This window comes from Pseudomonas sp. NPDC087817 (genome assembly GCF_044742875.1).
Lineage (GTDB): Bacteria > Pseudomonadota > Gammaproteobacteria > Pseudomonadales > Pseudomonadaceae > Aquipseudomonas.
In genome coordinates this window covers 35201-58621 of record NZ_JBIUVJ010000015.1, presented here as the reverse complement: position 1 = coordinate 58621, position 23421 = coordinate 35201, and the positions used below count along the sequence as shown (strand labels likewise).

The following is a 23421-nucleotide window of genomic DNA, read 5'->3' as shown; positions in this document are numbered from 1 at the left end:
GACATAAGGATTTTTTCGATGTCGTTACACCCTGATCTGGAAGCCTTCCTGGACCTGGCGCAAGACAGCCAGGACGCAGGCCAGCCGGCGTTGCATCAACTGACCCCGGCAGAGGCCCGGGCGATTTTCGAACAAACCACGGCGCAATTGCGCTGGAATGCTCCTCAGGATATTGACGTGCTGGAGGTCAACACCACGGCGCGGGATGGTGCGCCACTGGCGTTGCGTTTATATCGCCCGAGCGAAGCGACGGCGCTGATGCCGGTATTGGTGTATTTCCATGGCGGTGGTTTTGTCGTGGGCAGCCTGGATTCCCATGACGGTGTCTGCCGTGAATTCTGCCGACGTACGCCGTGCGCGGTGTTGTCCGTCGGCTATCGACTGGCGCCGGAGCAGCAATTCCCGACGGCGCTGGAGGACGGGGAAGACGCCTTGTCCTGGCTGGTGGAACAGGCGCAGTCCCTGGGGCTGGATGCCGGTCGTGTCGCGTTCGGCGGTGACAGTGCCGGCGCGACTTTGGCGACGGTGCTGGCCTTGCAAGCGGTGGTTCAGCCACACACCGTGGCCATCGTCCCCAAGGTGCAACTGCTGTGTTATCCGGTCACTGATGCGTCGCGCACCCACGATTCGCGCTTGTTGTTCAGTGAAGGGTATTTGCTGGAGAACGATACGCTGGACTGGTTTTACCAGCACTACGCCCGCAGCCCCGAAGACCTGCTGGACTGGCGCTTCTCACCGTTGCTGGCCGAAGATCTGCGCGGTGTGCCGCCGGCAATCGTGCTGCTTGCCGGGTTTGATCCGTTGCTCGACGAAGGCCAGGCCTACGTCGATAAATTGCGCGCGCAGGGGGTGAATGTCGAACTCGAGCATTGCCCGGGCCTGACCCATGACTTGCTCAGGTTGGTCTCGGTCATGCCGGAGGTGCTGAGCGTGTATGACAGCTTGAGTCGGGCATTGAGTCGCCATTTGGGTTGAACATTGATCGTTCCCACGCTTCTCGTGGGAATGCAGCTTCTCGCCTTGTACACAAAAAAACGCCCCGCTATTGCGGGGCGTTTTCATTGGCGCTGCAGAATCAGAAGTCAGCCTTGACCGACATCACGAAGTTGCGCGGTTCACCGTAGAAGTTACCCCAACCTTCGGTACCGACCGTGGCGTAATAGCGCTTGTCGAAGAGGTTGTTGCCGTTCAGTGCCACGGACCAGGTGTCGTCGATGCGGTAGCCGATTCGACCGTTCCAGACCGCATAGCCCGCCTGGGTGACATCGTTGCCGCTGCTCGGCGAGACGCGGTAGTTGCTGCTTTGGGCATTGACGCCGGCACCGACGGTAACGCGTTCCAGTGGGCCGCTGAGGGCGTAGTCGCCCCAGACGCGCAGCAGGTGGCGCGGCACGTACGAGTTATACACCACACCGTCCTGACCGGCATCCGCGTCTTCCAGCACCTTGGTCTGGGTATAGGTGTAGCCGGCCAGCAGTTGCAGGCGGTCAATGACTTCACCGCTGACTTCAGCTTCGAAGCCTTGGGCGCGCACTTTGCCGGAGTTCAGTGAGCAGGTGCTGTCCGGGCAGGCCGGGTCATCCTGGGCTGCGTCTTTCTGGACGGTGCGGAACAGGTTGAAGGAGCTGTTCAGGCGACCGTCGAACCATTCACCCTTGATCCCCAGTTCATAGCTCTGACCGATCAATGGCTTGAGGGTCGAACCGTTAATGGTCTTGTAGTTGCCTTGCGGGGTGAAGATATCCGCGTAGCTGGTGTAAACGGTCAGGTTGTCGTTGATGTCGAACAACAGCGCGGCGAACGGGGTGACTTGCCCGGTTTCCTTGGCTTGGGAACTGGTCGGTGTGCCTTCGCCGCGCCAGTACGAGACGGAGTCGGTTTCGGACTTGTACCAGCTGACGCGGCTGCCCAGGACGAAGGTCAGCGGATCGGCCAGTTTCAGGCGTGCCGTGGAGTAGGCGCCGTATTGCTTGATCCGCATGTCCACCGGACCACCCCGGGTGGCGTTGGCCAGGTAGTAACTTTGATCTGGCTGGGGAAGGTGGTGGTTGGGGTTCAGCACATCCTGAGTTTGAGGCAGGAGTGCCACGGCGTAGAAGTCATCCTTGTGGGAGCGGCTGGCGTTGGCGCCGACGACCAGTTCGTGCTCTTGGCCGAATGCGTCGAACTTGCCGTCCACGTAAGCGTCGAGGCCGTAGTCGACCTGATCGTAGTCAAAGGTGCTGCCGATCATCAGGGTATTGGTGCTGGTGGCGCCAACCGGTACCGAACCGCTCGGGAAGGCGTATTCCATGTCCTGAGTGTTTTTCGAGTAGACACCCGCGACCTTCAACGCCCAGTTGTCGTTGAACTCGTGTTTCAGATCGCCAAAGTAAGTGGCCCGCTTGCTGCGCTGGTTGTTCCATGCGGTGTTCAGGCAGGTGGAACGCGAGAGTTTCAGGTCACTGCCATCGGCGTAACGCGGCAAGCCGCCCCAGCACGGCGTGGCATCGACGTCTTCATAGGCCATGCCCAGACCCAGGGTGGTGTAGTCGCTCAGGTCGAAGTCGAGCGCGCCGTAGTAGATCTGATCCCTGCGTTCGCCCACGTCATAGAAATACTGACGGGTCTGCTCAGTGACTACGGCGCGGCCACGGATGGTGCCGGCGTCGTTCAACGGGCCACCGGTATCGACCTGACCACGATAGTTGTCCCACGTCCCTGCCGACAGCGACAGTTGTGTGTGCGGGGTGTCCTGGCCGCGTTTGCGTACGAAGTTGACGCCACCGGCGGTGCCGCCTGCGCCTTTCATCATGCCGGCCGCGCCGCGCAGTACTTCCACGCGGTCATAGATGGCCATGTCGCTGTTGAAGCTGTCGGCCTGCACGTAGCTGCTGCCGATGTCCAGCGGCACGCCGTCGTACTGGTACTGGCCTGTCATGCGGAAACCGCGGGAGTAGAAATATTTACCGCCCATGGGCGAGTCATAGACCGTAATGCCTGGGGTCTTTTCCATCACTTGTTCGATGGTGTTGAGGTTCTGGTCATCGAGCATCTTGCGGGTCATGACCGTGACCGACTGCGGGGTGTCCTTCAACGAGTGCACGCCCTTGCCAATGGTCACGCCACCGGTGGTGTAGGAGTTGCTGCCTTCGGTGGTGGCGCTCAGTCGGCTGGCGTTGACGTTGGTCGGTGCCAGTTCCATCGCGCTGCCGGTGGCAGGGCCGAGGACAGTCACGGTGTTGCCGTCACGCTGGTAGCGGATGCCGGTGCCGTTGAGCATCGCCTTGAGCGACTCATCATCCTGGTAGCGGCCATTCAATGCGCTGGAACGCAGACCTTGCAGGCTTTCCGGGCTGTAGATGATTTGCAGACTGGTCTGCTGACCAAGGGTTTGCAGCGCCTGCGCCAGTGGCTGCGATGGGATGTTCAGGGTCCATTCCTGGGCCTGGACATACGGGGCTGCGGTGAGGGTCAGTGCCAGACCAAGGCCGGTGCCGGCCAGTCGAGTGCGTGTCGCGCCGTGCATCAGCAGGGCTCGAGTCAGAGGGCGAAGCATGAAACGGGATGCGGACATGAGGTTAAGACCTTGGCAGGTATAGTTGTTAATGGTTCTTATTCATCTCATTAAGACGAGGAAGCCGCGGCAAACCGGAAAATTATTTTTTCCGACCTGGCCACGGCCTCTTCAATCAAGCGGTTTGCAGTTCGCTCTTGACCTTGCCGGCCTCCATGCGCACCAGTTGATCGGCGACGTCGAAGTAACGGTCATCGTGGGAAATGACGATGATGGTCTTGCCCAGACGCTTAAGGTCGGGCAGCAACTCGGTGTAGAAAATGCGGCGGAAGGTCGGGTCCTGATCCGCCGCCCATTCATCGAACACCAGCACCGGACGCTCTTCGAGCCAGGCATTGACCAATGCCAGACGCTTGCGCTGGCCGGTCGACAGGTCGGTGGTGCTGAAGGCGCCGTCCCGCACGCTGACCTTGTGCGCGATCTCCAGACGTTCGAGGTAGCGGGTGGCGTCCTGCGGCACCTCGCGGTCGCCCTGGATCAGGTCGTCGAACAGGTAGTAGTCGGCAAAGATCGTGGTGAAGTTCTGGCGGTAGTCATCGCGATTGAGCGCGGTGATCGGTTGATTGTTGACGCGGATTTCGCCCTCGGTTGGCGCGTAAAGACCCAGCAGCAATTTGATCAGGGTGGTTTTGCCGCAACCGTTTTCGCCAACGATGAACACGATATCGCCCTGTTCGATGCGCAGGTTGACCGGCCCGAGGCGGAACGGTTCGCTGCCTGCCACGGGCGGGAAGGCGTAGCGCACATTGTGCAGTTCCAGGCTGTTGACGGCATCGGGTTTCTTGCCCTGGTCTTCGAGCAGCAGGTGCGGTTCGGGCGAGGAGAATTGTTCGCTCAGCTCGGCGATCCGGCGGAAGGCAATTTGTGCGCGGCTGATGATCGGCAAGGTGCTGACCAGATGTTCCAGCGGCCCCTTCATGTACAGCAGCACCAGCACGAATCCGCTCATCACCGCTTTGTCGCCGCTGGGCCAGAAAGACTGCAGGGCCAGCGCCATGCCGATCACCACGAAGAACAGCATCGAGCCGAAGGACTTGGCGATGACAAACGTGTTGATCGATTTGATCTGCGTGTCGCAGATTTTTTCGGCGGTTTTCTGAATCCCGGCAACAAACATGCGCTGGCGACGCGGGCGATGAATGCGCAGTTCCTTGGCGCCCTCGGCGATCGCGTTGTAGTGCTTTTGCAGGTCATCTTCGGAGTCGCGGGCAGCGTAGAAACCGCGCATGCCCTTGGCCCGGGCAATCGCCTGAATGGTTGTGCCGATCGCGATGGCCACCAGCATCATCAGGAACATCGGCCAGGACAGCAACGCCAGATAGCCGAGACAACCGAGGGTGACGGTCATGGAGATCGCCAGCGGGGCAAAGGCGAAGGCGAAGTCGCTGATGGTGTCGACGTCGTGGGTCAACACCGGGATCAACCGGTGGCTGCGGTAGCGTTCGATCTGGTCGATCGGCGCCGACAGCACTTTCTCCCCCAGTTCCTTGCGCAGTTTGGCAATGATGTGCTGACCGACGTAGTTGGTGCCGATGTCGGACAGAATCGTCGTCAGCAAGGCCAGTGCGCACAGGCCGGCGAAGATCATCACCACGGTGCGGGTCAGGCCGTCGTCGGAGTGCAGGGCATTGTTGATGGTCGCCAGCAGCACGGTGACGCTCAGGCCGCCGATCATGCCGAGCACGATGGACACAGAGACGATCAGGCGGAAGGGCTTGAGCAAGGCGAACAATTCGTTGATCGCCCCACGCGTAGGCTTGGTCATGGAGGATTCCTGCTTCGGTGCGGAGGGAGTGCCGGTACTAAAGGAAAACGAATGGTCACGGACTTTCTTTAAACGACCGCAGGCGGGGCTGCGGTCGCGGTGGGCAGGATCAGAGGTCGCGCACTACACGAAACCCGAGCCAGTCGCCTTTGCTGGTCGGCCAGCTGCTGTTGCGGTTGCCGGAACGCGAGAACACCGGCGCCTCGCCCCAGTCGTTGCCACGCATGACCTGGCGTTCGCAGTTTTCCTGGGTCCATGGGCGGCCGTCGTCGGGTACGCCAGAATAATCCTTGTGATAGCAGTCGGCGGTCCATTCGTAGACGTTGCCGTGGGCGTCGTACACGCCGAAGGCGTTGGCCGGGAAGGTGCCGGCCGGGGAGGTGAAGTTATAACCGTCGGCGGCGCCATAGGTGTTGGCGTGTTTGGAAATCTGGTAGTTGTTGCCTTCATCGAACGGGAAAGGGAAGGGCCCGGTGCTGCCGCCGCGTGCGGCGTACTCGCGGATCGATTCGCTTTGCAGGCGATACGCGTGGCCGGTCTTTTTCGACAGCCAGTCGATGTAGCCCTGGGCTTCGGCGACGTTCATGCACACGGCAGGGTCGCGGGCGGTCTGTTTGAATTCAGGCTTGCCGGCGGTGCAGCGGCGACCCGGACGATCATCGAAGTCGTAAGGCTTGTTGCCGGTTTCGCGCACATACGCATCCCACTCACCGACGAGCACCTGGAAGCGGCTGATGGCGAACGGTTTGCTGAAGGTCACGTCGTGGCGCGGGCCTTCGTCCGGTTCGCGGCCGACTTCGTCATCCGGGGTGCCCATGGTGAAGGTGCCGGTCGGCAGTACGACCATTTCCGGGCAGTCCTTGCAGTCTTTGAAGACCTTGCCCGGCGCCGGCGGTGTGGCAGCCTGGGCGGCCCCCGGCAGCAGACCGGCGCACAGCGCAGTCAGGGCTAGCGCCGGCAGCGCCTTGAGGGTGAAAGAGGCGTAAGGCTTTTTCATGAGTCGTCTCTGTGAAAGGAAAACTGGAGTCGAGAATCAGGCGCGCAGTTTTTTACCGAGGATGTCCATGAACCGGTCAACTTCGGCTTCGTTGTTGAGCAGGCCGGGCGCAGTGCGAATCACCGGGCCGACGTCGCGGCTGACCGCATCGCAGATCACCCGGTTTTGCATCAGGTAGGCGGCGACTTCATCGCTGTCCTGACCCTTGACGCGGAAGAAGGTGAAACCGGCAGAAAACTGCGGATCGAAAGGGGTCACCAACTCGATGCTCGACTGTTCCCGCAGGCGTTGCTTCAGATAGCTGTTGAGCTGATGGATGCGTGCCTGAACGTCGGCCTTGCCCAGTTGCAGATGCAACTTGAAGGCTTCGTCCACCGCCCAGCGATGCTCGAAAGCGTGATAACCGCCCGGGGTCATGATGGTGGCAAAGGAGGTGGCTTCGGAGAACGTCGGCACGCTCGGGCTGACGTATTTCAGCTCTTCGCTGCGACTGCAAACGATGCCGGTGCCACGCGGGCCGAACATCCACTTGTGGGTACCTGCGATGAAAAAATCGCAGTTCATTTGCGCGAAGCTCAAGTCGTCGACACCGAAACCATGCACCCCGTCGACCACGTAAATCAGGCGGTCCTTGTCGTCGCGTTGACGATTGTGTTCATCGACCAGTCGCGAAATATCGCTGATCGGCAACTTCACGCCACTGCCCGAATGCACCCAGGTCATGCCCAGTACACGGGTTTCGGGACGGATGTTGCGGTTGATGATGTCGAGCACCTGATCCAGCGAAATGCTTTGAGGGGACTCGAACAACTTGAGTTTGCGCACCCGGGTGCCATCGCGGCGGGTGCGGAAATCGAGAATGTTGCGGGTGGAATAGTGCTCGTGCTCGGTGGTGAGGATTTCCTGATCCGGGCGCACCTGTACGCTGCCGTAAATCATCGCCAGGCCTTCGGTGGTGCTGCCGGTGAGGGCGATCTGGCCGGGTTTGGCCTGCAAGTATTTACCGGCCCAGACCCGCACGTTTTCTTCGCGCTTCTCGGTGACACCGAAGTCCCAATCCATGGCCAGCCCCGGGTTCTGGTCGATGGCGGCGCGATGGCGTTCGATGGCCTCGTGCACCGGTTTTGGATGGGAGGTGATCAGAAAATTGGCGAAGTGAATCGCCTGCGGATCCTGATCGAACAACTGGCGCAGTTGTGTCCACTTGTTCGCGGATGCCACAGGGGTGGTCGCTGCCATTGCCGGCGTTGCCAGACTGGCGCCAAACGGCAGCGCGGCTGCGACCACGCCCGCCTGTTTCAGAAAGGTCCGGCGATCAGTCATGGCTTGGCTGCGTCCTGACGGGAAATCAGTGCCGGTTTCGCGGCTTTTTGCACCTGGTCCCAGACACGCATGAAGTTGCCGCCCCACAGTTTGGCGATGTCCGCTTCGGAGTAGCCGCGCTGGATCAGCTCGGCAGTGACGTTGCGAATTTCGCCAACGTTTTCCCAGCCCTTGATGCCACCGCCGTCGTTGAAGTCGGAAGAAATGCCGACATGGTCGATACCGATTTTGCGCACGGTGTAATCGATGGCGTCGCCGAGATCCTTGAGGGTCGCTTTCGGTTCTTCTTCAAGGATGCCGTAGAGGCCGCTGGCGTACTGGCCGAGTTTCTGCTCCGACCACGCAGTAATGATCGGGTCGCCTGGCATCAGTGCCATGGCCAGGTTAGGCAAGGGCGGCAGATCGAAGCGTGCGCGCAGGGCATTGAGCTTGTCCTGAGTGCCCTGGGTCAGCGGTTTCAGGTATTGCGAGAAGCCGACTACCTGGACCACGCCGCCGCTGTTTTTGATCAGCTGCAATTCCTTGTCGCTGAGGTTGCGCGGAATATCCACGGCCGCACGCGGTGCCGAGTGCGAGGCCACCAACGGTGTGCGGCTCAATTGCGCAACCTGTTCCAGACCTTTGGTCGACATCTGCGAAACATCGATGATCACACCCAGATCGTTCAGACGGTGCACCGCTTGCTTGCCGATATCGGAGAGACCGTCGAGGGCATCAGGGGAGTCATTGAAGAACGGCAACGGGCGCGACGAGTCCGCCCAGCTGTTGTTGCCGATATAGCTGAAGCCGAACATACGCATGCCGCGTCCGGCCCACAGGTCGAGTTTGCTCAGGTCGTTACCCAGTGGATAGGCGTTGAGCATGCTGATGAAAATCGCAAACTTGCCTTCACCATGCAGACGGCGGAAATCATCCGGGGTGTAGGCGATGCCGACCTGATTGGGAAAGTCGCGGACCATGCCAGTGATGATCTTGTAGCGCACTTCCTGCTGGTTACGGGCTTCTTCGACAAAACCTTCGGTCGGGCGATGCGGAGCGTTCGGACCGTTCCACATTTCCGGCCAGCCGAACACCGTCAGCGCAGCGCCGGACAAGCGGCCGCGATTGGCCTTGATCAGGTCGAACTGCCCGGAGCCGTCCTTGTCGGCTTCGTTGCCGTGGGCGCCGAAACTCAGGGGCACGGTGATGTGGCTGTCGAAGGAGAGGATGCGGTCCTGCAGCTCGGTCGCCTGTTTCATCACTTTTACCGGATAGCCGGGGTTGTCCCGAAACCAGTAATTCCAAGCCAGAAACCCTGCGCCGGCGCTGATCGCCAAGGCCAGCGGCAGGCCGATAAATAGAGCCTTTTTCGAACGCGGTTTTGTCATTGCCATCTCATTCAGGTTCGCCGTCGAGGTGCAGGCGCAGGGGCCTTTGCTATCTGGGAGGAACGAGTGGTCGGGCGGGTAATTTAGTCGCGCGCAGGAAAAGCGCTGACGACGCGTAGCGATCTTTTGCCGGGGCCGTAAATTTCCCCGACGAGAAAACGTTCTAGCTTGGATAAAGCCTGCTTCATGGCTGACACAGGTAGGGCAATGACGATCTCTCGACGCTGGTTCATGGCGGGCATGGCACTCACGGGCGCTGCGCTGCCTGCCGCTTTTTATGCACATCGCGAGCTGACCCGTGAGGAGTTTCCGATCACCCCGGGAGAGGCGACGGTCGACCTGGCCGATACGGCCGGCCAACAGTTGGCGGACAACCTGCGCGGCGTGTGGGATATCCGTTTCAGCGGAGCTGCTGCCGGACTCGATGGCTTGCCGCGCGAAGGTCTGGAACTGTTTCTCGACATTGCCCACCGTGGTCGCGGCTTGCGCGGCTATCTCGATACCGGCGCCAACCTGCGTTCCGAAGAACCTGCGCGTTACCAAGTGGTCGGCGATCTGGCGCCAGGCAACGGCGCCGAGTTGTACTGGCGGCTGATGCGTACCGATACGCTGCAAGCGCCGCCAGTCTACGAATTCAAAGTGAAACTGGACGAAGTCTGGGCGGCGTTCGGCAATGCCGGCAGCGGCACGTTCACCGGGCAAGTGTCGCGCCTGGATCGACCGTTGGCTCTGCCCGAACTCGACAATCATTTCATCGCCATCAAGCGACGTTTTCCCGAGGCTCGCGAGCGCACCGGGTTGAACCCGACATTGCTGGCGTGGCTGGTCGCGCCGGAACATCGGCTGTTCCACCAGCTCTGGCACGCCAGCCGCGACAAGTGGCACAAGCTCTCGGAGAAAAAACGCGAAGCCCTGCGCGGTATCGGCTGGCAACCCGGCCCCCGTGACAAGGAGCGCGATGCCCGTGGGCCGAGCAAGGATCGCAACGGCTCGGGCATCGACTTTTTCTTCATGCATCGACACATGCTGGGCAAGGCCCGTTCGATGCAGGACTTGCCGTCATGGCAGGCGTTCCCGATGCCGCAACCGGAGCTGGAGCGTGATCGCCAGGGGTTCGCCCGTTACTTCGACAATCATGACGGCAACGCACTGCCGCCGACGTGGCTGACCGAAGGCGATGACGAATACACCAAATGGGTCAGCGACATCAAAGCGGCCGAGACCTACCACAGCAATTTCCAGGTGTGGGAATCGCAATACCGCGATCCGCGCTACTTGTCGAAACTCACCCTCGGCCAGTTCGGTTCGGAAGTCGAACTGGGCCTGCACGACTGGTTGCACATGCGCTGGGCGTCGGTGGCACGTGATCCGTCCAATGACATTCCAGTGCCGATGGCGCGGGATCAGGCGGATTTTGCCGCGCGTTGGTACGCCCCGGAAAACGACTTCCTCGGCGACCCGTTTTCCTCCCATGTGAACCCGGTGTTCTGGCGTTTCCACGGCTGGATCGATGACCGTATCGAAGACTGGTTCCGTGCTCATGAGCGTTTTCACCCGGGCGAGGTCAGCCGGCTGGAAGTCAACGGCGTGCCGTGGTTCGCGCCGGGGCGCTGGGTCGAAGTGGATGATCCTTGGCTGGGCCCGGATACCCATGGCTGCAGCACCGTGCCAGGGTTGCAAATCGGGCGTTCGGTGGAGATGGACCCGGAAACGATGAAGCTCGCGTTGCGCATCACCTTTGGCGATGAAGACAACATGGCCGACCTGTTCCGCAAAGTGCCGCAGCGGCCGTGGTATGCCCGGCATCTGAAAGTGAAGGGGCGGCAACTCTAAGCGCAAAAAAAAATCGCAGCCCGGTGCTGCGATTTTTTTTGCCCTGAGAGATTGGTTTCGCCTGACCTGGCGCTGTCGCGAGCAGGCTCGCTCCCACAGGGGACTTTGTAAACGACGCAGATCCAATGTGGGAGCGAGCCTGCTCGCGAAGGCGTCGGGACAGTCGCTAATTTGCGCTCAGATGACTTGCCAACCACCGCCCAACGCTTTGTACAAGGCAATGCTCGCCTGCAGTCGCGACAAGCGCAGTTGCACATTCATGTCCTGCGCCGCATACAAGGTGCGCTGGGTTTGCAGCACCGTCAGCAAGTCTTCGGCGCCGGCCTGATAGCGGCTTTGCGCAATGTCGAATGCGGTTTGCGCCTGGCTCAGTTCTTCGCTTTGCCACTGGCGCTGTTCGTCGAGGCCGCGAATGCTGCTCAAGGCTTTTTCGACGTCGGCAAAACCGTTGATGATTGCCCCGCGATATGACTCCAGCAGTTCGTCCTGACGCGCCCTGGCCTTATCGCGTTCAGCACTCAATCGGCCGTTGTTGAAGATCGGCGCGGTCAATCCCGAGGACAGGTTGTAGAACGTTGTACGCATCAGATCCGCCGCCAGATCGGCGCCGGTGCCGAGGCTGGCTGTCAGGGTTATCTTCGGCAGCATGGCCGCCCGGGCCACGGTGACGTCAGCCTGGGCCGCTGCCAGTCTGGCTTCGGCGCTGGCGATATCCGGACGCCGGCTCAGCAGATCGCTGGGTACGCCACTGGCGATGTTCGGCCACTGCAACTGCTCGAACGGTTGTTGCAGGGACGACAGTGCCTGCACCGGTTGGCCGAGCAGGGCTGCGAGGGTGATCAATGCTTCGCGGGCCTGTTGCTGCACCAGCGGCAATTTGCGCTGCTGTTCAGCCACCAGGCTTTTTTGCTGGGCCAGTTCCAGCGCGGTAGCGCTGCCGGCGTCGAAACGGGTTTGCACCAGGTGCAGAACGTTTTGCGCGTTGGCCAGATTGAGCTCGGCAATACGCGTCTGCTCACGTAAGGCCAGGGCCTGGGTGTAGCTGGTGGCGACGCCGCTTTGCAGGGTCAGTTCGACGGTGGCACGGTCGAACTCGCTGGCCTGCACACCGAACACGGCGCTGTCGCGTGTGGCGCGTTTACCGCCCCAGAAGTCGATTTCGTAACTGGCGCTCAACTCGGCATCGTAATAATCCAGCGAGCGGTTATCCGGGTTGACGTCCAGTTGGCTGTAGCCCTTGCCGTGCAACAGTTTCTGTCGGTTGGCATTGAGGCCGGCCTTGATTTCCGGCAGCAGCGGGGCGCCGGCAATCGTCGCACTGGCCTGAGCCTGTCTGACCCGCGCAACGGCGGCACCGAGGTCATGGCTGCCCAGCCGCGCCTGTTCGACCAGTTGATCGAGTTCAGGGCTGCCGAACTGCGTCCACCACTGCCGATTGCCTTGCACGGCGCCGGGATGGTCAGGCGATTGCCAGGCGAGCGGTGGCTGCACGCCGCTGTCGGGGCGCGGCGCAGGGCTGCTGCAGGCTGCCAGCAACAGGCTGGCGGCAAGGATTGTCAGTGGCGCTTTCATAGATCGATCATTCACTGGTAAGGGCCGTGACCGGGTCGAGCCGGGCAGCCTTGCGGGCAGGCATGAAGCCGAAGAGGACGCCGGTGACCAGCGCGCAGGCGAAAGCGCCGAGCACGGCCAGCCATTGAAATGCGATTGCCACGCCGCTGAACAACAGGACGCCGCCGACCAGCATCGCCAGGCTGATACCGGCAATGCCGCCGACCACCGAGAGCATCACCGCCTCAGTGAGAAACTGGCGCAGGATGTCGCGCTGTCGGGCGCCAGTGGCCATGCGAATACCGATTTCCCGAGTGCGTTCGCGTACGGTCATGAGCATGATGTTCATCACACCGATACCGCCGACCAGCAAGGAGATGGCAGCGATGGCGCCGAGCATCAGCGACAGCGTGCCTTGCGTGCGCGCTTCGGCCTGGATCATCGCGGCATTGTTGGTCAGTTCGAAATCCTTTTTGCCGTTGTGCCGGCGCAGCATTGCCTGTTCGATCGCCTGCTCGGCGTCTTTGACTTTGCGTGCGTCCTTGGCGGCGATCACCACATATTCCGGATTGCGGCTGCCGAACAGACGCGTGCTGGCCGCCGAGTAGGGCACGGCGATGCGGTTGTCGCTGTCGGAATCGCCGGAGCTTGAGCCTTTCTCGGCCAGAACTCCGAGGACCTGAAATGGTACGTTTTCGATGAGGATGTACTGGCCGATGGGGTCGGCGACATCCTTGAGCAGCTTGTCGCGGACCTTGGTGCCGATCACCGCCACGGCGGCGGCGCTGTCTTCATCGGCCTGGGTGAAGTAACTGCCCTGAACCACCGGCCAGTTGAAAATGGTTGGAAAATTAGTGTCGTTGCCACCGACGTAACTGCTGTGGTCGGCATTGCCGAAACGTACACCGGCGGTGGAGCCATTGACCGGCATGATGCGTTCGACCTGGGGCAGGGCGGCCAGCTCGGCGACGTCGTCGAGGGTGATGATGCCCGGCGGCGTGCGCGGGTTGGGCGCCGCACCGCTTAGGTAAATGATGTTGGAGCCGAAAGCGCCCATCTGCGCCATTACCTGGCGTTTGCTGCCTTCGCCCACCGCCAGCATCACTACCACCGAAGCAACGCCAATGACGATTCCCAGCAACGTCAGGGCGGTGCGAAAGCGATTGATCCACATGACTCGCCACGCCGCTTGCACGGCGTCGACCAGTTCACCTTTCCAGGCGCCGGTCTGCGTACTGCCGGTGCTCAGGCGCTGGCGCAGATCAACCGCTTGCAAAGCGCCGGGGTTGGCAGTGCGGGGCGCGGCTGACGGGTGTTCGGCGGTGTCGCTGATGATCAGGCCGTCCCGGATTTCGATGATGCGTTTGGCCCGTTGTGCGACTTCGCGATCGTGGGTGATGAGTATCACCACATGGCCCTGACCGGCGAGTTCGTCGAGCAGGGTCATGACTTCCGCGCCACTGTGGCTGTCGAGGGCGCCGGTGGGTTCGTCGGCGAGAATGATGTGGCCGCCGTTCATCAGCGCGCGGGCAATCGATACCCGCTGTTGCTGACCGCCGGAAAGCTGATGCGGGCGATTGCCGGTGCGGCTGCCCAGGCCGAGCCGCTCCAGCAAGGCACTGGCCCGGGCGTGGCGTTCGGCGGCCGGGGTGCCGGCGTAGATGGCCGGCATCTCGACGTTTTCCTGGGCGGAGCCGGACGGAATCAGGTGATAACCCTGGAACACAAAACCGAATGCTTCGCGGCGAAGCCAGGCCAGTTCATCGGTGTCGAGTTGCGCGACGTCTTCACCGGCAAAACGGTATTCGCCGCTGGTGGGGCGGTCGAGGCAGCCGAGGATGTTCATCAATGTCGATTTGCCGGAGCCGGACGCACCGACGATGGCGACGAATTCGCCGGCATGTATCGACAGATCGATGCCGCGCAACACTTCCACCAGCGGACTGTCATTGCCGCCGTAGGATTTGCGAATCTGCCGCAGGTCAATCAGAGGCGTCTGCATTCAGCCTCCGCTGCCGGTGGTCGGCGCGCTGAGGATGTGATCGCCCTCGGCCAGGCCTTCCAGCACTTGTGTGCGCAGGCGGTCGCTGATGCCGGTGCGTACCTCGCGGGACAGAACTTCGCCGTTGGCGGCGACGATCTGCGCCCGTTGCCACTGCGGGCGTGAACCTGGTTGCAGGGCTGCGGTGGGCACGGTCAGGGTGTCTTGCGCTTGTTGCGCGACGAAGAACACCTGCGCGGTCATGTCGGTCATCAGGCTGTTGTCGGCGTTGTCGACGTCGAGCAATACGGTGTAGAGCACCACGCGTTCGCTGCCGCTGCGACCGTTGGTGGGGCTGCCACCCTGGTTCTGTTCGAGGGGGCGCGGCGGCACCGGCAGAATCTGCCGCACCGTGCTGCTCCAGCGCCGGCTACCGCCGCTGAGGGTGGTGAAGTAGGCGGTCATCCCGGGTTTGACGTGGCCGATGTCCGCTTCGGAAACTTCGGCCCACACGGTCATCGGCGACAGTCGTGCGATGCGCAGGATCAGCGGGGTTTGCTGTTGCGCATTGAGCGTCTGGCCTTCGCGGGCGCCCACGGCGACCACGGTGCCGCTCATTGGCGCAAAAATCCGCGTGTAGCCGAGCTCCGCCTCGTCACTGCGCAAGCTGGCCTGGGCCTGACGGATCTGCGCCTGGAACATGTCGATGCGCGCCTGGGTCGCGCGGACTTCGGCGCGGGCCGTCTGCACGTCTTCCTCACGGGTGGCGCCACCCGCGGCGAGTTTCTGCTGGCGCTGGTATTTCTGCTGCGCGAGGTCGTGCTGGGCGCGTTGCTCCTGCAACTGCGCCTTGAGGTTCTCGATGGAAAACCGCCCGGCATCGAGTTTGGCCTTTTGCGTGGATGGGTCGATCTCTACCAATAACTGGCCTTCCTTGACCGTGTCGCCAGCCTCGACATGAATCTTCTGGATCTGCCCGGATGCCTGCGCACCGACGTCCACGTAACGGCGTGGCTGCAGCGTGCCCAGCGCGGTCACGCTGTTTTCGATATTGCTGCGGGTCACTTGCACCGTAGCGAGAGCGTTGCGCCCGGGTGGCAGGACTTGCCACGCGGCAACAGCGATCACGGGAATCAGGCAAAGGGCGGCGAACAAGGCGCGTCGGGCGGGGCGGGGACGTTTCATGCAGGGTTCCGGCCAGTGGATTCGGCCCGTCATCCGGCCAGTACACAGGCGTGCAGGGGCGCTGAACGCTGTCGCAAGGCACGACAGATACGGGGAGCTGTCCTGTAAACGAGGCATGTGCAAGGGAATTTAAGCGCTAACACATCATGTAACAGGTGTCCGGACAGGACTATTTGGTCGGGATATGGAATCAGCGCTTTAAATCTATATGAGAATTACTATAAATTACGCCCCTCAAGTTGCCACTATCTTGCTACTGCGTATTCCGCGGCCGGATCGGTGCGCTCAAGGACAGGATCTGCAACGATGCGGTCGGGAGTCATGTTGGAAAACTACTATCGCGAGCTGGTGTGTTTCCTTAACGCCAAGCTAGGCAACCGTCAGGTGGCCGAAGATGTGGTGCATGACGCTTATGTGCGGGTGCTGGAGCGTTCCAGCGACACGCCGATCGAACAACCGCGCGCCTTTCTTTATCGCACGGCATTGAACCTGGTCATCGACGATCATCGACGCAATGCCCTGCGTCAGGTCGAGTCACTTGATGTGCTGGACAATGAAGAGCGCTATTTCACCCCGTCGCCCCATGGCACCCTTGATCATGGTCAACGTCTGGAGATGCTCCAGCGCGCGCTGGCAGAGCTGCCGCCGCGCTGCCGTGAATGTTTTCTGCTGCGCAAGATCGAAGGTCTGTCCCATCCGGAAATTGCCGAGCACCTCGGGATTTCCAAGGCATTGGTGGAAAAACACATCGTCAACGCCATGAAACACTGCCGGTTGCGGATCAAACAATGGGATGCCCATTGATCCTTCCCGGTTAAATTTCCTTTCATCGTCCTCGTTCCTACTCAACAGACGACCTGCTGACCTGATTCAGGCCGGTCAGGCCACCCAGGCTTTATCCCCGCGTTGAGGGGTTCATCCAGAGGACACTGGAAATGACACAGGCAATTGCATCGCCCATCGTTCACGACCTGATCGGCGTCGGTTTCGGCCCTTCGAACCTGGCGCTGGCCATCGCTCTGCAAGAGCGCGGCCCGACTCAGGGTGAGCTGGATGTGCTGTTCCTCGACAAGCAGGCCAACTACAGCTGGCACGGCAACACTCTGTCGACGCAGAGCGAGTTGCAGATTTCCTTTCTCAAGGATCTGGTGACCCTGCGCAACCCGACCAGCCCGTACTCGTTCGTCAACTACCTGAAGTACCACGGCCGTCTGGTCGACTTCATCAACCTCGGCACTTTTTACCCGTGCCGCATGGAGTACAACGACTACCTGCGCTGGGTGGCCGGGCAGTTCTCCGAGCAGAGCCGTTACGGCGAGGAAGTGCTGACCATCGAGCCGGTGCTGCACAACCATCAGGTTGAAGCGCTGCGCGTTATTTCCCGCGATAACCAGGGCCTGCAACATGTACGCACCACCCGTTCGGTGGTGGTCAGTGCCGGCGGCACCCCGCGTATTCCAGAGGCGTTCAAGGCGCTGAAGGGCGATACCCGCGTGTTCCACCACTCGCAATACCTGTCGCAAATGGCCGAGCAGCCGTGCGTGAACAATCAGCCAATGAGCATTGCGATCATCGGCGGTGGGCAGAGCGCGGCGGAAGCGTTCATCGATCTGAACGATTCGTTCCCGTCGGTGCAGGTCGACATGATCCTGCGCGGTTCGGCGCTGAAGCCTGCGGATGACAGCCCGTTCGTCAACGAAGTGTTTTCGCCGGAGTTCACCGATCTGGTGTTCCAGCAGAACAGCGCCGAGCGGGAGCGTCTGGTCAACGAGTACCACAACACCAACTACTCGGTGGTCGACATCGACCTGATCGAGCGCATCTACGGCATCTTCTATCGCCAGAAGGTTTCCGGGATTGCCCGTCATGCGTTCCGCACCCTGACCACCGTCGAGAAAGCCACCGCGACCGAAAACGGTATCGAACTGGCCGTGCGCAACAACGCCACTGGCGAAGTCACCGTGCGCCTTTACGACGCCGTAGTGCTGGCCACCGGTTACGAGCGCCAGATGCACCGCAAATTGCTGGCGCCGCTGGAAGAGTACCTGGGTGAGTTCGAGGTCGATCGCAACTACAAACTGATTACCGACGAGCGCTGCAAGGCCGGCATCTACATGCAGGGCTTCTGCCAGGCCAGCCATGGTCTGAGCGATACATTGCTGTCGGTGTTGCCGATTCGTGCGGACGAGATTGCCGGCTCGCTGTATGAGCACGGCAAGCATCGTGGGCATCGTTCGATGGCTGATCTGTTGTTGGCGACTGCCAGCTAACTCTGTATTGCCTGATACACCGCTATCGCTGGCAAGCCAGCTCCCACAGGGATCAGTGTTGTGTTAGCGGTAGCGGACATCACACAAAACATTATGGGAGCTGGCTTGCCAGCGATGGCGGCAGGTCAGGCTCCATTGCCTTCGATGAACCACCGCTATCGCGAGGCAAGCCAGCTCCCACAGGGGGCGGTGTTGTGTTAGCGGTAGCGGACATCACACAAAACATTGTGGGAGCTGGCTTGCCAGCGATGGCGGCGGGTCAGGCACCATCACCTTTGATGGACCACCGCTATCGCGAGCAGGCTCACTCCTACAATGTTCTGTGTACGCAGGACCAATGTAGGAGTGAGCCTGCTCGCGATGGGGCCTTCGAAAACACCAGAACTTCACAATCCTGAACCCTTCCTGAACATCCCCCACATTCCCCGACACACTTCCTTTTGCGGGTTTACTCTCCAGACATCGGGGCGTAAGCTTCGCGCGTTTTCATCAATAGCGGAGACCCACAGTGGGTACTTGTTCGAGTGACAGTTGTCGGCCGGTCTCGGTAACCGGCAGATTCTCGGCAAGATAACGCGCCTCTTTTGTGCCGTTGTCTCGCCGTAACAGCGAGCAGCGGCATCCCGTACATGGCCAGTCCTTGGTCATGTCTTGAAGTCCTTCTCATCGACACTGAAAGAGCGTGATTTCGACTTTATTGTCGTCATCGCAGCCCTATCGACACGCCTGTCTTTTCTGACCGGCGCGCCAAGCCTTGCCGTGCCGGTTTTCCCGGCGGACGAGGCGCGGCCGTACCTGCTTGACGGTTTCCCGGCTGACCAAAGGGGCAACAGCCATGAAACTTACGCTCAAGGAATTTTTCGCAGGTTTTCTGCGGACCCGCCACATCGCCCGGCACTTCCGTCGCCTGGCCTTGCTGGAAACCATCAACGACACCACGGTCAGCCGTGAAGTCCCGCCAACCCTGGCCAACACCCTGGTCGATGCCGCGCATTGCGACAGCGGTGTGTTGCTGTCGTCACTGGGCACGCATTCCGACGGCCTCACCGATTTCGAAGTCGATGCCCTGCGTGCGCAATACGGCCTTAACGAGGTCGAGCACGAGCAACCACTGGCCTGGTATATCCACCTGTGGCACTGCTACAAAAACCCGTTCAACCTGCTGCTCACCCTGTTGGCGGTGATCTCGTGGCTGACTGAAGACCTTAAAGCAGCCGTCGTGATTTTCTCGATGGTGGTGCTGTCGACGCTGCTGCGCTTCTGGCAGGAAAGCAAATCCAATCAGGCCGCCGATGCACTGAAAGCCATGGTCAGCAATACCGCCACGGTGATGCGCCGGGATGCGCCGCGCAGCGAATTGCCGATCAAGCAATTGGTGCCCGGGGATCTGATCGTGCTGTCGGCCGGTGACATGATTCCCGCCGATTGCCGGGTGCTCAGCGCCAAGGATCTGTTCGTCAGCCAGGCCGCAATGACCGGTGAATCGATGCCCGTGGAGAAGTTTGCGCGTCAGGCTGATCGCGACACACGCAATCCGCTGGAACTCGACAACATCCTGTTCATGGGCACCAACGTCGTGTCCGGCACGGCGGTGGCGGTGATTCTCACCACCGGCAACAGCACTTATTTCGGTGCTTTGGCGCAGCGGGTCGGCGCCACCGATCGTGCGGTGACTTCGTTCCAGCAAGGCGTCAACAAAGTCAGCTGGCTGTTGATTCGCTTCATGTTCGTCATGGCGCCGCTGGTGCTGTTCATCAACGGTTTCACCAAGGGCGACTGGACCGAGGCATTGCTGTTCGCGCTGTCGATTGCCGTGGGTCTGACCCCGGAAATGCTGCCGATGATCGTCACCTCGACGTTGGCCAAAGGCGCGGTGTTTCTGTCGCGCAAAAAAGTCATCGTCAAACGTCTCGACGCCATCCAGAACTTCGGCGCGATGGACGTGCTCTGCACCGACAAGACTGGCACCCTGACCCAGGACAAAATCTTCCTGGCGCGCAATGTCGACGTCTGGGGTGAAGATTCCGATGACGTGTTGGAAATGGCCTACCTCAACAGCTACTACCAGACCGGCCTGAAAAACCTGCTGGACGTGGCGGTGCTGGAACACGTGGAAGTCCACCGTGAGCTGAAGGTCGGCACGGCGTTTCGCAAAGTCGATGAGATCCCGTTCGACTTCAATCGCCGGCGCATGTCGGTGGTGGTCGAAGGGCGCGGCCAACCGCATCAACTGATCTGCAAAGGCGCGGTGGAAGAAGTGCTGGCGGTATGCAGCCGCGTGCGTCATGGCGACATCGATGAAGCCTTGAGCGATGAATTGCTGACCCGTATTCGTCAGGTCACTGCAGCATTCAACGCTGAAGGCTTGCGCGTGGTGGCCGTGGCCGCCCGCTCGATGCCTGAAGGTCGCGACACTTACAGCCTGGCCGATGAAAATGAACTGACGCTGATCGGCTACGTGGCGTTCCTCGATCCACCGAAAGAAAGCACCGCGCCAGCGCTCAAGGCCTTGGCCGAGCATGGTGTGGCTGTGAAAGTGTTGACCGGCGACAACGAGCTGGTCACCGCGAAGATCTGCCGCGAAGTCGGCCTCGCTCAGCAAGGTTTGCTGTTGGGCAATGACGTCGAACGCATGAGCGATGCCGAACTGGCGGTGGCCGTGGAGAAAACCAACGTCTTCGCCAAACTGACGCCGTCGCACAAAGAACGCATCGTGCGCATTCTCAAGGGCAACGGCCACGTCGTCGGCTTCATGGGTGATGGCATCAACGACGCCCCGGCGCTGCGCACGGCTGACATCGGTATCTCGGTGGACAGCGCGGTGGACATCGCTAAGGAGGCGGCGGACATCATCCTCCTGGAAAAGAGCCTGATGGTGCTAGAGGAGGGCGTGCTCGAAGGGCGCCGGACCTTCGCCAACATGCTCAAGTACATCAAGATGACCGCCAGCTCCAACTTCGGCAACGTGTTCTCGGTGCTGGTGGCCAGTGCGTTCATTCCGTTCCTGCCGATGCTGCCGATGCACCTGCTGGTGCAGAACCTGCTCTATGACATTTCGCAGATCGCCATTCCGTTCGACAACGTTGACGAGGAAATGCTGAAGAAACCACAACGCTGGCAGCCGGGTGATGTCGGTCGGTTCATGCTGTTCTTCGGGCCGATCAGTTCGATCTTTGACATCACTACGTTCGCCTTGATGTGGTACGTGTTTGATGCCAACACCCCGGATCACCAGACGCTGTTCCAGTCCGGCTGGTTCGTGGTCGGGTTGCTGACCCAGACGCTGATCGTGCACATGATCCGTACGCCGAAGATTCCGTTCCTGCAAAGCCGTGCAGCGATGCCGCTGCTGGTGATGACCGGGATCATCATGGCGGTGGGGATCTTCCTGCCGATGGGGCCGCTGGCGCATTACTTCAAACTGCAGGCGTTGCCATCGCTGTACTTCGTGTTCCTGCCGGTGATTCTGCTGGCGTACATGGCGCTGACTCAGGCGGTCAAAGGTTTCTACATCCGCCGGTTCGGCTGGCAGTAATGCTGCCCCTGTTGGAGTGAGCCTGCTCCGGGCGGCGTTCCGACGATAGCAATCTGTCTGTCAAGATTTCCAGCGCCTGACACACCGCTATCGCGAGCAGGCTCACTCCTACAGAGATCGCGTGTTTTTCAAGGATTTCATCATGCAAGCCATCAACAATCTCAACCTCGATTCCCTGCTCGACACCCTCGTCAGCCTCAGCGCCGCCTTCATCCTCGGCGGCCTGATCGGCTTCGAACGCCAGTACCGGCAACGCACCGCCGGTCTGCGCACCAACGTGCTGGTGGCGGTCGGTGCGGCAATTTTCGTCGACATGGCCAACCGTCTCGCCGGTGCCGAAGGCGCAGTGCGGGTGGTCGCCTACGTGGTTTCCGGCATCGGTTTTCTCGGTGCCGGGGTGATCATGCGCGAAGAAGGCAACGTCCGTGGCCTCAACACCGCCGCCACCCTTTGGACCTCGGCGGCGGTCGGCGCCTGCGCCGGTGCCGACCTGCTCGCCGAAGCCGTGCTCGGCACGCTGTTCATCCTCGCCGCCAACACGTTGCTGCGTCCCATCGTCAATAACATCAACCGTCAGCCACTGGACGTGGTCTCGGCCGAAGTCACCAACATCGTCTACGTCATCGCCCGGCGCTCACAGCAAACGGCTGTGTTTGCCTTGCTCGAAGCGGAACTGGAACGCAGCAACTATCCGGCCAGCGATGTCGACGTACACGCGTTTGGTGCCGATGAAATCGAGATCGAAGCGACACTGGCGACCACTTCGGTCGATGGTGATGAACTGGATGCACTGGTTGCACGGATCTCGACTTCGGCGCTGGTGGTGCAGGCGTTCTGGAGTCCGAGTACAACCGAGTAGGCTCCGCTTGGGCGTTTCCCACGTGCCCACAGGATTAATCTGGCAGTCCACGACTTTGATCTTGCCGGTTTTTGCGAGGTTTCCGGCCGCTTTTAAGAATTTTCCTACAGAGGTTTTAAATGGGGGTGAGTAGCGTGGTCAGCACCTTTTCCCACGCTGTTAAATCCTATGTCCTACAAATACTGGCGAGTGGTCATTGCCGAAGAGCAGAGTGTTCTGCAAGGCAGAATCGCGAAGATCTTCAACGAACTGGGCTACCGGAATCTCACACCGGTGCATTCTTTTCGTGAATTGCTGGCCTTGACTCACTACGCCCATGACCCGTTCCAGCGCTTTGATCTGATGGTGATCAACGGTGAGTTGATCGCCGCTGCCGGTGTCGACCCGGTGCGCTTTTTTCAGAGCAATTCACAGATTCGCCACTGTGTCATTCACGATGCGCGGCGCGGTCAGCCGCAGACCGAGACGATTTACGCCAACCATCAACGCCAGTTGTATCTGACCCGCACACCGGATCGACAGACGCTGGGTGCACTGCTGGCGCAGCTTGATGTTTAGAAGACAAGCAACCTCCCGGTGCCGCTTGCGGCTGCGTCCATGGACCCGGTAGATCTCGGTTGATTGTTCGGTTTTTAGGAAAAGTCCTACAGAACCTACCGTTGAGCTTGCGTAGTCTTGCCGCACTCAGAACCCTGCCTCTCTGGAGATTGAGCATGACCAACAAAGCCCTGCGTATCCTGATCGCCGATCCGCAGCACTTCCACCGGATGAAAATCGAGCGCCTGTTCAATGGTCTCGATTATTACCGCGTGGCCCCGGTGCAGAACCTCGGCGAACTGCTGACGCTGGTCGACTACGGTTGTGAACCGTTCGATGCCGTGGTCATCGACGCCGGTCTGGCGGCAGGGTCGCTGGATCTGCTGGGGTTCTTCCTCGATAACCCACAGGTGCGTCATGCGTTGATCTACAACGAACCCTCGGCGCCGCTGCAGGCGATTTCAGGTTTCGCTCAGGACAATGTGCTGATCAGTCATGTGCCGTTACCTAATGAACAGGCAATCAGGCACTTGATGGCTCACGTCGATGTTTCGCAGTGGAAGCCGGAGCCAGCAGTGCAGCGTCGGGCGTATGCATAGAAATACGCTGACCGCAACTGTCAGACCTGACAGGTGATTCACTTTCCGTTCCGTGCAACAGTC

The 23421-nt window shown here is 60.6% G+C and carries 16 protein-coding genes; 8 read left to right on the top strand and 8 right to left on the bottom strand.

Annotated elements, in window-relative coordinates:
* The first annotated feature begins 18 nt into the window (after positions 1–18).
* Entirely contained in the window at positions 19–975 is a 957-nt protein-coding gene (locus tag ACIONG_RS13540) for an alpha/beta hydrolase (protein ID WP_401300064.1), read from the top strand.
* Positions 976–1075: 100 nt separating this feature from the next.
* Here ACIONG_RS13540 and ACIONG_RS13535 read toward each other — a convergent pair whose 3' ends face one another.
* The 5 genes from ACIONG_RS13535 to pvdM form a co-directional block, all read right to left on the bottom strand.
* Positions 1076–3556, bottom strand: coding sequence for a TonB-dependent receptor (locus ACIONG_RS13535; RefSeq protein WP_177431461.1), 2481 nt, complete (start codon positions 3554–3556; stop codon positions 1076–1078).
* A gap of 115 nt (positions 3557–3671) precedes the next feature.
* The gene (locus ACIONG_RS13530; RefSeq protein WP_401300061.1) at positions 3672–5321 is read right to left on the bottom strand and encodes a cyclic peptide export ABC transporter; all 1650 of its coding nucleotides are present in this window, start codon (positions 5319–5321) and stop codon (positions 3672–3674) included.
* 109 nt (positions 5322–5430) lie between these two features.
* Positions 5431–6318: a formylglycine-generating enzyme family protein gene (locus ACIONG_RS13525; protein ID WP_103306725.1), complete on the bottom strand. Its 888-nt coding sequence runs from the start codon at positions 6316–6318 to the stop codon at positions 5431–5433.
* Positions 6319–6354: 36 nt separating this feature from the next.
* On the bottom strand, positions 6355–7641 hold the full coding sequence (locus ACIONG_RS13520; RefSeq protein WP_401300058.1) for an aminotransferase class V-fold PLP-dependent enzyme: 1287 nt from the start codon (positions 7639–7641) through the stop codon (positions 6355–6357).
* Positions 7638–9008 carry a pyoverdine-tailoring dipeptidase-like protein PvdM gene (pvdM, locus tag ACIONG_RS13515; RefSeq protein WP_401300055.1) on the bottom strand — a complete coding sequence of 457 codons (1371 nt, stop codon included), beginning with the start codon at positions 9006–9008 and terminating at the stop codon, positions 7638–7640. Before pvdM ends, ACIONG_RS13520 begins: the two co-directional genes overlap by 4 nt.
* A 207-nt stretch (positions 9009–9215) precedes the next feature.
* Between pvdM and ACIONG_RS13510 the strand changes: the two genes are divergently transcribed.
* Positions 9216–10841 carry a PvdJ/PvdD/PvdP-like protein gene (locus ACIONG_RS13510; protein WP_103306728.1) on the top strand — a complete coding sequence of 542 codons (1626 nt, stop codon included), beginning with the start codon at positions 9216–9218 and terminating at the stop codon, positions 10839–10841.
* 177 nt (positions 10842–11018) lie between these two features.
* On the opposite strand, the gene ACIONG_RS13505 is transcribed toward ACIONG_RS13510, so the two are convergent.
* Genes ACIONG_RS13505 through ACIONG_RS13495 form a run of 3 tightly spaced genes read right to left on the bottom strand, consistent with a single transcriptional unit; the run spans position 11019 to position 15558 of the window.
* On the bottom strand, positions 11019–12413 hold the full coding sequence (locus ACIONG_RS13505) for an efflux transporter outer membrane subunit (RefSeq protein WP_213028109.1): 1395 nt from the start codon (positions 12411–12413) through the stop codon (positions 11019–11021).
* A 7-nt stretch (positions 12414–12420) separates the two neighbouring features.
* A complete protein-coding gene (locus tag ACIONG_RS13500; protein WP_103306730.1) occupies positions 12421–14394 on the bottom strand; it encodes a MacB family efflux pump subunit in 1974 nt (657 codons plus the stop codon).
* Complete coding sequence (locus ACIONG_RS13495; protein ID WP_401300050.1) at positions 14395–15558, bottom strand: efflux RND transporter periplasmic adaptor subunit; 1164 nt, start codon at positions 15556–15558, stop codon at positions 14395–14397.
* A 321-nt stretch (positions 15559–15879) separates the two neighbouring features.
* On the opposite strand from ACIONG_RS13495, the gene ACIONG_RS13490 reads away from it, so the two are divergent.
* The 6 genes from ACIONG_RS13490 (at position 15880) to ACIONG_RS13465 (ending at position 23358) form a co-directional block, all read left to right on the top strand.
* A complete protein-coding gene (locus ACIONG_RS13490) occupies positions 15880–16362 on the top strand; it encodes a sigma-70 family RNA polymerase sigma factor (protein ID WP_103306732.1) in 483 nt (160 codons plus the stop codon).
* Positions 16363–16493: 131 nt separating this feature from the next.
* Positions 16494–17828 carry a lysine N(6)-hydroxylase/L-ornithine N(5)-oxygenase family protein gene (locus ACIONG_RS13485; protein WP_401300047.1) on the top strand — a complete coding sequence of 445 codons (1335 nt, stop codon included), beginning with the start codon at positions 16494–16496 and terminating at the stop codon, positions 17826–17828.
* 835 nt (positions 17829–18663) lie between these two features.
* A complete protein-coding gene (gene mgtA / locus ACIONG_RS13480; RefSeq protein ID WP_213028111.1) occupies positions 18664–21363 on the top strand; it encodes a magnesium-translocating P-type ATPase in 2700 nt (899 codons plus the stop codon).
* A 142-nt stretch (positions 21364–21505) separates the two neighbouring features.
* Entirely contained in the window at positions 21506–22222 is a 717-nt protein-coding gene (locus tag ACIONG_RS13475; RefSeq protein ID WP_007913384.1) for an MgtC/SapB family protein, read from the top strand.
* A gap of 168 nt (positions 22223–22390) precedes the next feature.
* Positions 22391–22780, top strand: a complete 390-nt coding sequence (locus ACIONG_RS13470; protein ID WP_103304833.1) for a hypothetical protein — start codon at positions 22391–22393, stop codon at positions 22778–22780.
* Positions 22781–22935: 155 nt separating this feature from the next.
* The gene (locus ACIONG_RS13465) at positions 22936–23358 is read left to right on the top strand and encodes a chemotaxis protein CheY (RefSeq protein ID WP_401300043.1); all 423 of its coding nucleotides are present in this window, start codon (positions 22936–22938) and stop codon (positions 23356–23358) included.
* Positions 23359–23421 lie beyond the last annotated feature (63 nt).

Bases quoted from the DNA above. Each gene is read 5' to 3' on its own strand.
- ACIONG_RS13490 (WP_103306732.1), top strand. From the start codon at position 15,880: ATGTTGGAAAACTACTATCGCGAGCTGGTGTGTTTCCTTAACGCCAAG.
- pvdM (WP_401300055.1), bottom strand. From the start codon at position 9,008: ATGACAAAACCGCGTTCGAAAAAGGCTCTATTTATCGGCCTGCCGCTG.
- ACIONG_RS13510 (WP_103306728.1), top strand. From the start codon at position 9,216: ATGACGATCTCTCGACGCTGGTTCATGGCGGGCATGGCACTCACGGGC.
- ACIONG_RS13465 (WP_401300043.1), top strand. From the start codon at position 22,936: ATGACCAACAAAGCCCTGCGTATCCTGATCGCCGATCCGCAGCACTTC.
- ACIONG_RS13530 (WP_401300061.1), bottom strand. From the start codon at position 5,321: ATGACCAAGCCTACGCGTGGGGCGATCAACGAATTGTTCGCCTTGCTC.
- ACIONG_RS13540 (WP_401300064.1), top strand. From the start codon at position 19: ATGTCGTTACACCCTGATCTGGAAGCCTTCCTGGACCTGGCGCAAGAC.
- mgtA (WP_213028111.1), top strand. From the start codon at position 18,664: ATGAAACTTACGCTCAAGGAATTTTTCGCAGGTTTTCTGCGGACCCGC.
- ACIONG_RS13485 (WP_401300047.1), top strand. From the start codon at position 16,494: ATGACACAGGCAATTGCATCGCCCATCGTTCACGACCTGATCGGCGTC.
- ACIONG_RS13500 (WP_103306730.1), bottom strand. From the start codon at position 14,394: ATGCAGACGCCTCTGATTGACCTGCGGCAGATTCGCAAATCCTACGGC.
- ACIONG_RS13495 (WP_401300050.1), bottom strand. From the start codon at position 15,558: ATGAAACGTCCCCGCCCCGCCCGACGCGCCTTGTTCGCCGCCCTTTGC.
- ACIONG_RS13475 (WP_007913384.1), top strand. From the start codon at position 21,506: ATGCAAGCCATCAACAATCTCAACCTCGATTCCCTGCTCGACACCCTC.
- ACIONG_RS13470 (WP_103304833.1), top strand. From the start codon at position 22,391: ATGTCCTACAAATACTGGCGAGTGGTCATTGCCGAAGAGCAGAGTGTT.
- ACIONG_RS13535 (WP_177431461.1), bottom strand. From the start codon at position 3,556: ATGTCCGCATCCCGTTTCATGCTTCGCCCTCTGACTCGAGCCCTGCTG.
- ACIONG_RS13520 (WP_401300058.1), bottom strand. From the start codon at position 7,641: ATGACTGATCGCCGGACCTTTCTGAAACAGGCGGGCGTGGTCGCAGCC.
- ACIONG_RS13505 (WP_213028109.1), bottom strand. From the start codon at position 12,413: ATGAAAGCGCCACTGACAATCCTTGCCGCCAGCCTGTTGCTGGCAGCC.
- ACIONG_RS13525 (WP_103306725.1), bottom strand. From the start codon at position 6,318: ATGAAAAAGCCTTACGCCTCTTTCACCCTCAAGGCGCTGCCGGCGCTA.